Source organism: Streptomyces sp. NPDC031274, assembly GCF_055570235.1.
In genome coordinates this window covers 333,928-347,673 of record NZ_JBVIHP010000005.1, presented here as the reverse complement: position 1 = coordinate 347,673, position 13,746 = coordinate 333,928, and the positions used below count along the sequence as shown (strand labels likewise).

Genomic DNA, 13,746 nt, shown 5'->3' with positions numbered 1-13,746 from the left:
GGCTCTGGGGTCTCCGCTGGACAAGACCCCCCACGCACGGGAAACCCCCCCCCCCCCCCCCCCCCCCCCCCCCCCCCCCCCCCCCCCCCCACCACCGAAGACTCCGGCGCCACTGAAGACTCCGGCTCCGCGTCCATCACCTCGAAGTACCTCTCCGTGGCCGTCGCCGACTCCTGGCTCATCGCGAGCAGGAACCCGATCGACTCCACCGGCCAGCGCAGCGCGAGCGCCGTCGAGAGGAACGCGACCAGCGTGCCCGTGGACAGGTCGCCCTCCGCCACCCGCACCGTCCCGAGGACGAGCGCCGCACCGATCGCGATCTCCGGCAACGTCATGATCACCGCGTAGATCGCCGCGAGCAGCCGCGCCTTGGCAAGCTCCGTGCCCCGCAACGTGTGCGAGTGCTCATGGAACGCGCGCGCCTGACTGCGGTGGCGGCCGAAGCCCTTGATGATGCGGATGCCGAGCACGCTCTCCTCGACGACCGTCGTCAGATCGCCGACCTGGTCCTGCGCCCGCCGCGCGACGGCCATGTACCGGCCCTCGAAGTACGCGCAGGCGATCACCAGCGGCACCAGCGGGGTGAGGAGGACGAGACCCAGTGTCCAGTCCTGGGCCAGCAGAATGACCATGCCGACCACGATCGTCGTCCCGTTCACGATCAGGAACGTCAGCGGGAAGGCGAGGAACATCCGAAGGAGCATCAGATCCGTCGTGCCGCGCGAAAGCAGCTGTCCCGAGGCCCAGCGGTCGTGGAAGGCCACCGGGAGCCGCTGCAGATGGCGGTAGAGATCCGCCCGCATCGACGCCTCGACCGAGGCGAGCGGCCGCGCCACCAGCCATCGCCGAAGACCGAAGAGCAGCGCTTCCGCGACACCGAGCAGAAGCAGGAGCAGGGCGCCGAGCCAGACCCCGCCGAGATCCCGGTCCGCCACCGGGCCGTCCACGAGCCACTTCAGTACGAGGGGGAAGACGAGCCCCGTACAGGAGGCGATGATCGCGACGAACGCCGCGCTGAACAGGCGAGTTCGCACGGGACGGACATACGGCCACAGCCGAAGCAGCGTCCGCGCGGCGGACGTCTCCCGGGCGGGGCCCTCGGTCGGGTCCTCGATCGGTCCCTCGGCCGGGTCCTTGGTCGGTGCATCTGGTTTCGGCATCAGGAGCGAGCCTACGGACGGGCACTGACAGAGCCCACCGAGTTTTGGACCGTCCCCGCTCGTCCGCTGGTCCTACGACCCGACGCCACGTGGCTCCACGACCAGACGCCGCGTGGCTCCACGACCCGGCGCCACGTGGCCCGATGACCAGACGCCGCGTGGCCCACGACCAGGCCGCACCGGCAAAGTCGTACCCCTCCATCAACCGATCGGCTGATGCCGCGTCGAGCGCGATGGGCGATGCCCGGACCCCCGCCCACCGGCGAGTCTCGACACATGCCCATCATCGAAGTGCACGACCTGCGCAAGGCCTACGGCGGACGGGCCGTCGTCGACGGTGTGTCCTTCGCTGTCGAGGAGGGGGAGATCTTCGGCGTCCTCGGCCCCAACGGCGCGGGCAAGACCACCACCGTGGAGTGCGTCGAGGGCCTGCGTGTCCCCGACGCCGGAACCGTCCGCATCGCCGGGTTCGACCCCGTCGCCGATCACGACCAGGTCACCCGGCTCCTCGGCGCCCAGCTCCAGGAGAGCGAGCTGCAGGCGAAGCTCACGGTGCGCGAGGCCCTGGAGCTGTACGCCGCCTTCTACCCGAACCCCGCCGACTGGCGCCCCCTCGCCGAACGCCTGCGCCTGACCGACAAACTGGACAGCCGCTTCGGCAAGCTTTCCGGAGGCCAGAAGCAGCGCCTGTTCATCGCGCTCGCGCTGATCGGCAACCCGAGGGTCGTCGTGCTCGACGAGCTCACCACCGGGCTCGACCCGCGCGCCCGCCGCGACACCTGGCAGCTCATCGAGGACGTACGCGACAGCGGTGTCACCGTCCTGCTCGTCACGCACTTCATGGAGGAGGCCCAGCGCCTCTGCGACCGCATCGCGGTCATCGACAAGGGGCGGATCGCCGCGCTCGACAGCCCGGCGGGCCTGATCAGCCGGGCCGCGGGATCCACCGTCATGTCCTTCACGCCGTCGGCGCCCCTTGACGAGCGAGAGCTCGCCGCCCTGCCGGGGCTGATCTCCGTCGACCAGCGCGACGGCCGCTACACCCTCAATGGCACCGACGAGACGGTCAACGCCGCCATCACGCTGCTCGCCCGGCACCACATCACCGCCCGCCAACTCCGGGTCTCCGACGCCACGTTGGACGACGCGTTCCTCGACCTGACGGGAGCCACGGCATGACCGCCACCACCGCCGTCGCCGCACCCCACGCCGCCGCGAAGAACAGGGCATCGGCCGCCGTCCTCAAGGCCGAGTTCCGGATCTTCCGCCGCGAGCCGGGCGCCCTCTTCTGGATCATGGTGTTCCCCACGATCCTCCTGGTGATCCTCGGTTCCATCCCCTCCTTCCGGGAGACCGACGCCTCACTGGGCGGCATCCGCCTCGTCGACGCCTACGTCCCCGTGACGGTGCTGCTCTCCCTGATCATGGCGGGCGTGCAGTCCATGCCGTCGCTGATCACCGGCTACCGCGAACGCGGCATCCTGCGCCGCATGTCGGCGACCCCGGTCCGCCCCTCCGCCGTGCTCGGCGCGCAGATGGGCATCCACGGAGCCGCAGCGCTCGTCTCGTCCCTGCTCTCCCTGACCGTGGGCCGCCTGGCCTTCGACGTGGCCCTGCCGCGCCAGGCCTTCGGCTACGCCCTCGCGCTGCTCCTCGCCATCCTGTGCGGGCTCGCGCTCGGAGCCGTGGTCTCCGCCATCTCGCGTACGACGAAGGCAGCGACCGCGATCGGCTCCGCCGTCTTCTTCCCGATGATGTTCAGCGCGGGCGTCTGGCTGCCGGTGCAGGCGATGCCGGACGCGCTCGCCCGCGTCGTGGAGGTCACCCCGCTCGGCGCCGCCGCCCAGGCCCTGGGAGAAGCGGCGGGCGGCGACTGGCCCGGCCTGGACCACCTCGGCGTGCTCGCGCTGTGGGTCGTGGCCCTGTCGGCGGCGGCCACGCGCTGGTTCCGGTGGGAGTGAGCCGCGCGTGACCTGTCCGGTCGACGACACTGGAGACGTGAGCACGAGTACGGCGGACGCCACGAAGATGATCGAGCAGCGCTGGGGCACGTTCTACCGCTGGGGGCCCTACGTCCTGCTCGGGTTCGGCGTCCTCATGTCGGCCGCCACGAGTGGCGTCGTCGGCATGGGCCCCGGCTCGTGGTCCGTGGCAGCGGCCCTGGTCGTCGCGGCGCTCGCCCTCCAGGCGTGGTGGAGCGTGCTCGCCCGCTCCCGGCCGGGCCCCTCGCCCGCGGGCACCCTCTACTACGCCCTGCGCTGGGCGATCGCCTTCGTCCTCACCTGGATCAACCCGTTCTTCGCGTTCTACGCCGTCGCCGGCTACTTCGGCGCCGAACGGCTGCTGCCCCCACGCCTGGTCAAGCCCGGCCTCTTCGCCACCGCGATCATCATGGCGGGCTCCCAGTCGGGCGGGCTTCCGCCGCACGGCGACCTGGGCTGGGCCGTCTTCGGCGGGCTGCTCGCGGTGAACGTCGCGCTGCTCGCCGTCTTCGCCCACCTCGCGGCGCAGGAGGACCAGCGCGCCCTCGACGCGGCCGCCACCATCGTCGAACTGGAACGCACCAACTCCGCACTCCAGCAGGCCATGGACGAGAACGCCGCCCTGCACGCCCAACTCCTCGTCCAGGCAAGGGAAGCGGGCGTCGCCGACGAGCGGCGCCGGCTCGCGGCCGAGATCCACGACACCATCGCGCAGGGCCTGACCGGCATCATCGCCCAGCTCCAGGTCGTCGCGAACGCCGACGACGAGAAGCTGGCCCGCGAGCACCTGGGCCGCGCCGCCGACCTGGCCCGGCACAGCCTCGGCGAGGCCCGCCGCTCCGTCCACAACCTCTCCCCGACGGCCCTGGAGCACGACGCGCTGCCCGAGGCGCTGAAGAAGACGGTCATGGAGTGGGCCGAACGCACCGGCGTCCGCGCCGACTTCACGGTCACCGGACCCGCCGAGCCCCTGCACGAGGAGATCGAGGCGACCCTCCTGCGCATCGTCCAGGAGGCCCTCTCCAACGCCAACCGGCACGCGGACGCCACCCGCCTCGGCGTCACCCTCTCCTACATGGAGGGGGAGGTCGCCCTCGACGTACGCGACGACGGCCGCGGCTTCGACCCGCTGGCCCTCGTCCAGCGCAGCGGCTCAGGAGGCTTCGGCCTCGACGGCATGCGGGCCCGCGCCGAACGCATCGCGGGCTCGTTCACCGTCGAATCGGAACCGGGGAACGGCACCGCGCTCTCGGCTCGCGTACCGTTGGTCCGCCATGGCTGACCTGATCACTCTCCTCATCGTCGATGACCATCCCGTCGTACGGGACGGCCTGCGCGGCATGTTCCAGTCGGACCCCTGCTTCGAGGTGCTCGGCGAGGCGGCCGACGGCGTCGAGGCCGTCGCCCTGGTGGAGCGCCTGGACCCGGACGTCGTCCTGATGGACCTGCGTATGCCGGGCGGGGGAGGCGTCGACGCGATCGCCGAACTCAGGAGGCGCGGCGCACGCGCCCGGGTCCTTGTCCTGACCACGTACGACACGGACTCCGACACGCTGCCCGCGATCGAGGCGGGCGCGACCGGCTACCTCCTCAAGGACGCGCCCCGCGACGACCTGTTCACCGCGGTCCGCGCGGCGGCCCAGGGCCGCACGGTCCTCTCGCCCGCCGTCGCGTCCCGGCTCGTCTCACGCGTACGTGCCCCCGGCAACGAACCGCTGAGCACCCGCGAACGGGAGGTGCTCGCGCTCGTCGCCAAGGGCACGTCGAACCGTGCGATCGCCGCGGAACTCTTCGTCAGCGAGGCCACGGTCAAGACGCACCTCACCCACATCTACGGCAAGTTGAGCGTCAACGACCGGGCGGCGGCGGTGGCTACGGCGTACAGCCGGGGGATCCTGAGCTGAGGCCGAAGCGCCCCGTAAGGGGCGCGGGGAGCCGCGAGTCCGGCCACCTGCGGACCGCGGCCGGTGGACGGCCGGTCAGGTGGCCGCCCACAGCGCCGGGGTGTTGGGCGGCTCCCAGCCGGACTGAGCCTGATGCCCCTGCAAGCAGCGGTAAGTCGACCCGCCGTAGGTGACGGAGTCACCCGCCGCGTACACCTTTCCCGCGGCCCACGTACCCCCCGGCTCGGGCTCACCGGGACCGGGATCGCCGCCCCCGGTCGTCTTGAGCGTCAAGCCGAACTGCTGCAGCAGCGGATTGATCGGCTGATGGAACGTCGTCCCGCCGCTGGAGCAGTTGCCGGAGCCGCCGGACGTGACGCCCTGCGCCTGGCTCCCGGAGATGAAGGAGCCACCGGAGTCACCCGGCTCCGCGCAGACCGTCGTCCGCGTCACGCCGCTGATGGTGCCCTCGGGGTAGGTGACACTGGTGTTGTGCTGCTGGACCGTGCCGCAGTGCCACCCCGTAGTGGAGCCGGAACGGCAGATCGACGCACCCACCGGGGACTGCGTGGAGCCCCCGACGCCGACCCGTTGCCCGCCCTGGCCCTTCACGTACGGGGTGGCTGTCCACTGGGAGTTGGCGGCGACCCAGGCCATGTCCCTGCCGGGGAAGATGGATGCCTGGAACGTGCCCTGGGCCACCTGGTTGTAGCCGCTGGTCGCGGTGCCGGCGCGCCCGCAGTGACCCGCCGTGGCGAAGCCCTGCTGCGCGCCCTTGGTGATCGGGAAGCCGATGGAACACCGGCCGCCCATGTAGTACGCCTCACCGCCCACGAGGTCGTACAGCGGGCGCGGCCGTTCCTTGGTCTTCTCGACCTGTACGAGGGAGGGCTCGACGCCCGAGGCGGATACAAGAGACTCGGCCGCGGTGGGCCGCACGGCGCGCACCACGACCGCGTTCGACCGTACGTCGACGTACCAGACGGGAGCGTCGCGCGTAGCCGTCTTCTTCGCGGCACGGTCCAACTTCGCCTTGGCCGCGTCCAGTTGGGCGACGGAGTGCCGTACGACCTCGGCACGCGCGCCCCGCGCCTCGATCGCGGGGACGTCCGAGGCGTCGGTGGTCGCCACGGTGAGCCGCGCCGATGTGGCCCCCCGCACCCAGGCGCCCGCGAAGTCCCGGCCGATGGCGTTCCGCAGGGCTCCCGCGACGGCGCCGGCCTCGGCCTCGTTGACCAGACGGGCCTCGGCCTGCGCCGACGTGAGGCCGAGGTCCCGCCGCATGGCCTGCAGGACCTCGGGCGATGTCCTGCCGACGGCGGCGGTCTCGGCGGGGGAGGGCAAAGGGGAGACGGACGGATCGGCCTGGGCGTTCGCGGTGCCGGGCAGACCCGCGAGGACCAGGGCACCGGCCGCGGCGAACGCGGCGCACGCCGCCGCGGCGCGTCTGTGGTGGGTGGGGAGCATGGGGCATCTCCTCGGTTGCGAGGCGGGCTTCGAGGGGCGAGCGGGGACAGCCCACACCGTAGAAGCCTCAACTGCCCGTCAGTAGCTGTCAGTTGACCCCCGGGTCCGGCGTTATGGAAGGCGCGGCCAACCAAGCCGTATAGCTCGCGCTGCGCGCCGCCGCCTCCGCGTGCGCCGCGCGGGCCTGCGCGAAGACGGTGGGCGCCGTGTCGTGGGCCGGCGTTGCCGGGTGCCAGCCGAGCAGGTGCCGCCAGTACAGCGGCGCTCCGGAGAGCGGCCGGGTCACCAGGCCCGGCGTCGGTGGGAACGTCGCCCGGCACAGGCCCACCGCCCGCCCCACCTGGACCAGATGGACACAGGACGCCACGTCCGTCTCGTACACGGAGGAAGGCGTGAACCCCGCGCGGGCGCACGCCGCGGTGAAGCAGTCCGCGAAGCAGCCGTCGCCCGGTACGTCCGTCCACGCCTCGTCCGCGAGCCGGGCCAGGTCGATCTCCGGACGAGCGGCCAGTGGATGGTCGGTCGGCAGCATGACGAAGACGGGGTCACGGGCGACCTCCCGCCACACGAGCAGTTCGCTCCGCGGCGGCGGGCTCGCCCCGCACGTCCCCACCAGCGCGAAGTCGAGGCGCCCGTCGGCCGTGCGGGACGCGATCTCCCGCTCCGACCAGGAGGTGTGGGTCGTCACCCGGGCCCCCGGGTGCGCGGCGGCGAGGCGGTCCACCAGGGCGCCGAGCAGCGGCCCGTGCGTGGCCCCGAGCCGGAACCCGGCGCCGCCCTCCCGGGCCCGGCCGAACCGCAGCGCCTCCTCCCGCAGCCCGCTGACCGCGGGCAGTACGACCCGGGCGCGGGCGAGCACGAACTCCCCGAGCGCGGTGGCCCGCACCCCGTGCCGCCCCCGCTCGAAGAGCTCCCCGCCCAAGGCGCGCTCGATCCGCTTCAACTGTGCGCTCAGGGCGGGCTGCGCGAGCCCGAGCGCGGTGGCGGCCTTGGTCAGGCTGCCCGCGTCGGCGATCGCCCGGATCGTCTTGAGGTGCCGCAACTCCAGGTCCATGGGCCGAGCTTGACCCGTGGCCCGGAGCGCGGCAATGGTCAGGTCCGGACCAATGTCGACGGCGGCCGGGCGGCGTCAGCCTTCCCCGTCCACCTGCCCGTGCACCTGACCGTCCACCTGCCTGTCCACCTGCCCGTCCACCTCCCCGCCCGGCTCCCCGTCCCGCACCCGCAACAGCAGCACCGACCGCGCGGCCACCGTGACCGCCGTGTCCGCGCGCAGCACGGCGCCCGGCGCGTCCCCCTGCTCCTCCAGAGAGGTGTCCACCACCACTTCGTACGCCCGCGCCCACGGCGTCCCCGGCAGCATGAAGCTCCCCGGGCGGTCCGCCGCGTGGAGGATCGCGAGGAAGCTGTCGTCGACGATCGGCTCGCCCCGGGCGTCCCGTCCCGGGATGTCGAGCCCCGACAGATACATGGCGAGCGTCGCGGCGGGCGCGTACCAGTCGCCCTCCGTCATCTCCGTCCCGCGCGCCGTGAACCACGCCAGGTCCCGGAGCCCGTCCACCGAATGGGCGCGGCCGGAGAAGAACGCCCGCCGCCGCAGCACCGGATGCCGGTGCCGAAGGGCGATCAGGCGGGACGTCAGATCACACAGCGCCGCCCACCCCGGCTCCTCAAGGAGACCCCAGTCCACCCAGCTGATCTCGTTGTCCTGGCAGTACGCGTTGTTGCTGCCTCCTTGCGTACGGCCCATCTCGTCCCCGGCGACGAGCATCGGCACCCCCGTCGAGAGCAGCAGCGTCGTCAGCAGATTGCGCAGCTGCCGCCGCCGCAGCTCCGCCACCCGCGCATCCGCCGTCTCGCCCTCGACGCCGCAGTTCCAGGAGCGGTTGTCGTTGGTGCCGTCCCTGTTCTCCTCGCCGTTGGCCTCGTTGTGCTTGTGCTCGTACGACACCAGGTCCCGCAGCGTGAATCCGTCGTGCGCCGTCACGAAGTTCACCGACGCGTACGGACGCCGCCCGCCCCACGCGTACAGGTCGCTCGACCCGGAGAGGCGGTAGCCCAGATCCCGCACGTCGGGCAGCGCGCCCCGCCAGAAGTCGCGTACCGCGTCGCGGTAGTGGTCGTTCCACTCCGTCCACAGAGGAGGGAAGGCCCCTACCTGGTAGCCGCCCGACCCCACGTCCCACGGCTCGGCGATCAGTTTCACGCGCCGCAGCACCGGGTCCTGCGCGATCACCGCGAGGAAGGGCGACAGCATGTCGACGTCGTGGAACGAGCGGGCGAGCGCCGCCGCCAGATCGAAGCGGAAGCCGTCCACTCCCATCTCGGTCACCCAGTAGCGCAGGGAGTCCGTGATCAGGCGAAGGACGTGCGGCTGCACCACCTGGAGCGTGTTCCCGCAGCCCGTGTAGTCCGTGTAACGGCGGGCGTCGTTCGCCTGGAGCCGGTAGTAGCCGCGATTGTCTATGCCCTTGAGCGAGAACATCGGGCCGAGCTCGCCCGCCTCCGCCGTGTGGTTGTAGACCACGTCAAGGATCACTTCGATCCCGGCCTCGTGCAGCGCCCGCACCATCCGCTTGAACTCGCCGACCTGTTCACCCCGCGTGCCCGACGCCGCGTACGCCGCGTGCGGTGCGAAGTAGCCGATCGAGTTGTAGCCCCAGTAGTTCCTCAGGTCTCTTCGCAGGAGGTGGTCCTCATGGGCGAACTGGTGCACCGGGAGCAGCTCGACCGCCGTCACACCGAGCCGCAGGAGATGCTCGATCGCCGCCGGGTGCGCCAGGCCCGCGTACGTACCCCGCAGCTCCCGCGGAATCCCCGGGTGGAGTTTCGTGAAGCCGCGTACGTGGACCTCGTAGATGACCGAGTCCGCCCACGGCGTCTTCGGGCGCCGGTCGTCCGCCCACTCGTCGTCCGGGGCGTCGTCGTGCACGACCACGCCCTTGGGGACGTAAGCGGACGAGTCCCGGTCGTCCCGCACCGTGTCGGCCACATGCTGCTGGGGCCAGTCCCGCACGTGTCCGTACACCTCGGGCGGCAGGCCGTACGTGGCGAAGTCGCCGTCCACCGCACGCGCGTACGGATCCAGGAGGAGCTTCGCCGGGTTCCAGCGGGCGCCCGTCCACGGGTCCCAGCGGCCGTGCACGCGGTAGCCGTAGCGCTGCCCGGGCAGGACGCCCGGCACGAAGCCGTGCCAGATCTCGTGCGTCAGCTCGGTGAGCGGCGCGCGCGTCTGAACACCCTCATCGTCGAAGAGGCAGAGCTCGACGGCCTGGGCGCCCCCCGCCCACAGCGCGAAGTTGGTGCCCGCGACCCCGTCGGGCCCCACTCTGAACCGCGCGCCGAGCGGCGTCGGCGCCCCCGGCCACACGGGCATGCCGGACGCGCCCGAGGTGTCCCGGGCAGTGGCGCGCGCCTTCGCCGACGTGCCCTGCACGGCGGCTGCCCTGCCGTTCACCGCGGTCGCGCCCGTCCCGCGCCGCCCGCCCTCATCCTGGAGTGCTTCCTGTTCGGCTGCGCTGGACACCCATCCGCCTCCTGCGGCTCGACCCCTGCCGCGTCCCGGCGGCAGGGGCGTACCAGACCGGACGGCGCGCGCGGACCCGCGGGCCCGTGCCGTCCTTCTCACTGTTCTGCCCAGCGTGTGCGTCGCACTCACGTTTCCCCAGGAGGGGGACGGTCGTTGGGACGGGCGTGAGACAGGTAGCGAGGCGCGCACGGCGCGCAGGGGCCGCGCTGGCCGCCGTAATGACATGGGCAGGACTGCTCGCGGGAGCCGCGGGGTGCAGCGGTGACGGCGGTGGCATCGACCAGCTGATGGGCAAGCCGCGGTCACCCGCCGACGCGATCCGGGTGACACCCGACGACGGCAGCAAGGGAGTCAAGGGCGACGAACAGCTCAAGGTCGAGGTCCCCGACGGACGCCTCGAATCGGTGAAAGCCGTCCGCGTCCAGGACGCGCGGGAGGCTCCCGTGCCCGGCCGCATCGCCGAGGACGGCATGACCTGGAAGCCGCTGGACGGGGGCGGCCTGGCGCTCGGCGCCAAGTACACGGTGGACGCCGTGGCCCTCGACGGCCACGGCCGCCGCTCGGCCCGGCACACGACGTTCACGACGTACGTCCCCGACGAGCGGTTCACCGCCTATGTGACACCGGAGAACCGCTCCACGGTCGGCACCGGCATGATCGTCTCCCTGGAGTTCAACCGGGAGGTCGAGAACCGCGAGGCCGTCCAGCGCGCCATCAGCGTCACCGCGGACCCGGAGGTCGACGTACGACCGCACTGGTTCGGCAACGGCCGCCTGGACTTCCGCCCCCAGAAGTACTGGAAGCCCGGCACGAAGGTCACCGTCGGCCTGCACCTGCGCGACGTCGAGGCCGCCCCCGGCGCCTACGGCCTGCAGGACAAGAGCTTCTCCTTCACGGTCGGCCGCAGCCAGACCTCCCTGGTCGACGCCGCCGAACACACCATGGAAGTACGCCGCGACGGCGAGGTCGTCTCCACGGTCCCGATCACCGCGGGCGCCCCCAAATCCACCACGTACAACGGGAAAATGGTGGTCACGGAGATGCTGGAGGTGACCAGGATGAACAGCCGCACCGTCGGCTTCGGCGGGGAGTACGACATCCCCGACGTCCCGCACGCGATGCGCCTGACGACGTCCGGCACCTTCCTGCACGGCAACTACTGGTCGCCCGACGCCCCTGGCAACACAAATGTCAGCCACGGCTGTGTGGGCCTGCGCGATGTGAAGGGCGGCAGCTCACAGACCCCGGCGGGGTGGTTCTTCGACCGCAGTCTGATTGGTGATGTGGTGGAAGTTGTCAATAGTGATGACAAGAAAGTCGCTCCTGACAACGGGCTCGGTGGCTGGAACATGGAGTGGAAGGACTGGACGGCACCGCCCGGCTCCAAGCCGGAAGCCAAGCCCACGGACCAGGACTGAGGCGGGACTCGCCCCACAGCTGAGGCAGGCCCCGCACCCCCGTACGCAGTTGGGACTGAACAGTGACATTGGCGGGGAGTCATCGGTCAGGACCGTGTGGTTATCTAGCGCTGGCGCGTGTCTGTGCGCGCAGATGCACTGGGGTGCGGGCCTGACCAGGCCGTGCGAGGGGAGACACATCTTGAACGGGCGACCGATATCGGGGACGTCGGTTGGTGCGCGGGGGCGCGCGCGGCGACGGGGCACCAAAGGCCTCTTTGCGGTGACATCGGGTGCGGCGCTGCTGCTGGTCACGGCATGCGGCGGGGGAGGCGGCTCGGACTCGGGCGGCGACGGCAAGGGCGAGGCCGACAAGAACGCGCCGTCGGCGGCGGTGGTGACCATAGCCCCGAAGGACGGCGCCGACGCGGTGGCCACCAACGGGGCACTGAAGATAGCGGCCGACAAGGGCAAGCTGACGGACGTCGAGGTCAAGGACAGCAAGGGCAATCCGGTCCCGGGAAAGATAACCTCGGGCGGCGCCTCCTGGACGCCCGCGCACCACCTCGCCGCCTCCACGAAGTACAAGGTCCACGCGACGGCCAAGGACTCCGAGGGACGTGAGTCCGCCAAGGACACGTCGTTCACGACACTGACCCCGAAGAACACCTTCGTGGGGCAGTTCACGCCGGAGGACGGCTCGAAGGTCGGCGTCGGAATGCCGTTCTCGGTCCACTTCACACGGGGCATCACCGACCCGAAGGCCGTGGAGAAGGCCATCGAGGTCAAGACCGAGCCGTCCGTGCCGGTCGAGGGGCACTGGTTCGACAACGACCGCATCGACTTCCGTCCCGAGAAGTACTGGAAGGCGGGCACGAAGGTCACCGTCAAGCTCAACCTCGACGGTGTCGAGGGCCGGCCCGGGGTCTACGGCAAGCAGGCCAAGACCCTGAAGTTCACGATCGGCCGCAGCCAGGTCTCCACCGTCGACGCCAAGTCGCACCAGATGAAGGTCGTCCGCGACGGCAAGCAGATCAAGAAGATCCCGATCACCGCGGGCGCACCCGGCACGACGACGTACAACGGCCAGATGGTCATCAGCGAGAAGCTCAAGGTCACGCGCATGAACGGCGAGACCGTCGGCTTCGGCGGCGAGTACGACATCAAGGACGTCCCGAACGCGATGCGCCTGTCCACATCGGGCACGTTCATCCACGGCAACTACTGGTCGGGCGGCGCCTTCGGCAACACGAACGCCAGCCACGGCTGCATAGGCCTGAGCGATGTGCGCGGCGGCTACAGCAAGAAGACGTCCGCCGGATGGTTCTTCGACAACTCCCTCATCGGGGACCTCGTGGTCGTGAAGAACTCCGCGGACAAGACGATCCAGCCCGAGAACGGCTTCAACGGCTGGAACATGTCCTGGGAGAAGTGGAAGGCCTGACCTTCCTCCGGGCGTAGCCCGACCCGCCCGCACGGTCATGCGGGGCACGGCTAACGTGCCCCGCATGACATCTGTGCATCTCGAAGTCGCCGAAGGCGTGGGCACGATCCGCCTCGACCGCCCCCCGATGAACGCGCTCGACATCGCCCTTCAGGACCGGCTCAAGGAGCTGGCCGAGGAGGCGACACGGCGCGACGACGTACGCGCCGTGATCATCTACGGCGGCGAGAAGGTGTTCGCGGCGGGCGCGGACATCAAGGAGATGCAGGCCATGGACCACGCGGCGATGGTCGTGCGGTCCCGGGCCCTGCAGGAATCCTTCTCCGCCGTCGCCCGCATCCCCAAGCCCGTCGTCGCCGCCGTCACCGGCTACGCGCTCGGTGGCGGCTGCGAGCTGGCGCTCTGCGCCGACTTCCGCATCGCCGCCGACGACGCCAGGCTCGGCCAGCCCGAGATCCTGCTCGGCCTGATCCCCGGCGCGGGCGGCACCCAGCGCCTGTCCCGTCTGATCGGCCCGTCCAAGGCCAAGGACCTCATCTTCACCGGGCGCATGGTCAAGGCCGACGAGGCGCTCACCATCGGCCTGGTGGACCGCGTCGTGCCCGCCGCCGAGGTGTACGAGCAGGCGCACCAGTGGGCCGCACGCCTGGCGCAGGGGCCCGCGCTCGCGCTGCGCGCCGCCAAGGAGTCCGTGGACGCGGGCCTGGAGACGGACATCGACACCGGGCTCGCGATCGAGCGCACCTGGTTCGCGGGTCTGTTCGCCACCGAGGACCGTGAGCGTGGCATGCGCAGCTTCGTCGAGGAGGGCCCGGGCAAGGCGAAATTCCTCTGAAGTTCCGCCGCGAAGCGATCAGTTGAGGGCACGTCAGCCAAAGTGTCCC

General features: G+C 71.3%; 11 protein-coding genes. 7 read left to right on the top strand and 4 right to left on the bottom strand.

The features are described 5' to 3' along the window. Positions 1–1,160 (bottom strand): ABC transporter transmembrane domain-containing protein (locus ACZ5CR_RS11695; RefSeq protein WP_468856153.1); only part of this gene is annotated, 1,160 nt, incomplete at its 3' end. 276 nt (positions 1,161–1,436) lie between these two features. Here ACZ5CR_RS11695 and ACZ5CR_RS11690 point away from each other — a divergent pair. The 4 genes from ACZ5CR_RS11690 (at position 1,437) to ACZ5CR_RS11675 (ending at position 5,046) form a co-directional block, all read left to right on the top strand. Beyond that, a complete protein-coding gene (locus tag ACZ5CR_RS11690) occupies positions 1,437–2,339 on the top strand; it encodes an ABC transporter ATP-binding protein (RefSeq protein WP_468856151.1) in 903 nt (300 codons plus the stop codon). Next, positions 2,336–3,121: an ABC transporter permease gene (locus ACZ5CR_RS11685; protein WP_468856149.1), complete on the top strand. Its 786-nt coding sequence runs from the start codon at positions 2,336–2,338 to the stop codon at positions 3,119–3,121. Before ACZ5CR_RS11690 ends, ACZ5CR_RS11685 begins: the two co-directional genes overlap by 4 nt. Before the next feature lie 67 nt (positions 3,122–3,188). Then, complete coding sequence (locus ACZ5CR_RS11680) at positions 3,189–4,424, top strand: sensor histidine kinase (RefSeq protein ID WP_468856226.1); 1,236 nt, start codon at positions 3,189–3,191, stop codon at positions 4,422–4,424. Continuing rightward, positions 4,417–5,046, top strand: coding sequence for a response regulator (locus ACZ5CR_RS11675; RefSeq protein WP_468856147.1), 630 nt, complete (start codon positions 4,417–4,419; stop codon positions 5,044–5,046). Before ACZ5CR_RS11680 ends, ACZ5CR_RS11675 begins: the two co-directional genes overlap by 8 nt. 75 nt (positions 5,047–5,121) lie before the next feature. Here the strand turns inward: ACZ5CR_RS11675 and ACZ5CR_RS11670 are convergent, their stop codons facing one another. The 3 genes from ACZ5CR_RS11670 to glgX form a co-directional block, all read right to left on the bottom strand. Then, positions 5,122–6,492 (bottom strand): carbohydrate-binding protein, encoded by a 1,371-nt coding sequence (locus ACZ5CR_RS11670; protein ID WP_468856144.1) that lies wholly within the window; start codon positions 6,490–6,492, stop codon positions 5,122–5,124. Positions 6,493–6,580: 88 nt separating this feature from the next. Next, positions 6,581–7,546, bottom strand: a complete 966-nt coding sequence (locus ACZ5CR_RS11665; protein WP_468856141.1) for a LysR family transcriptional regulator — start codon at positions 7,544–7,546, stop codon at positions 6,581–6,583. A 75-nt stretch (positions 7,547–7,621) separates the two neighbouring features. After that, positions 7,622–10,018: a glycogen debranching protein GlgX gene (glgX, locus tag ACZ5CR_RS11660; RefSeq protein ID WP_468856140.1), complete on the bottom strand. Its 2,397-nt coding sequence runs from the start codon at positions 10,016–10,018 to the stop codon at positions 7,622–7,624. A gap of 221 nt (positions 10,019–10,239) precedes the next feature. On the opposite strand from glgX, the gene ACZ5CR_RS11655 reads away from it, so the two are divergent. From ACZ5CR_RS11655 to ACZ5CR_RS11645, 3 genes are all read left to right on the top strand, one after another. After that, positions 10,240–11,439, top strand: coding sequence for a L,D-transpeptidase (locus ACZ5CR_RS11655; RefSeq protein WP_468856138.1), 1,200 nt, complete (start codon positions 10,240–10,242; stop codon positions 11,437–11,439). Positions 11,440–11,620: 181 nt separating this feature from the next. Beyond that, complete coding sequence (locus ACZ5CR_RS11650; RefSeq protein ID WP_468856135.1) at positions 11,621–12,862, top strand: L,D-transpeptidase; 1,242 nt, start codon at positions 11,621–11,623, stop codon at positions 12,860–12,862. 64 nt (positions 12,863–12,926) lie between these two features. Further along, complete coding sequence (locus ACZ5CR_RS11645; RefSeq protein ID WP_468856133.1) at positions 12,927–13,697, top strand: enoyl-CoA hydratase/isomerase family protein; 771 nt, start codon at positions 12,927–12,929, stop codon at positions 13,695–13,697. The last annotated feature ends 49 nt before the right edge of the window (positions 13,698–13,746 follow it).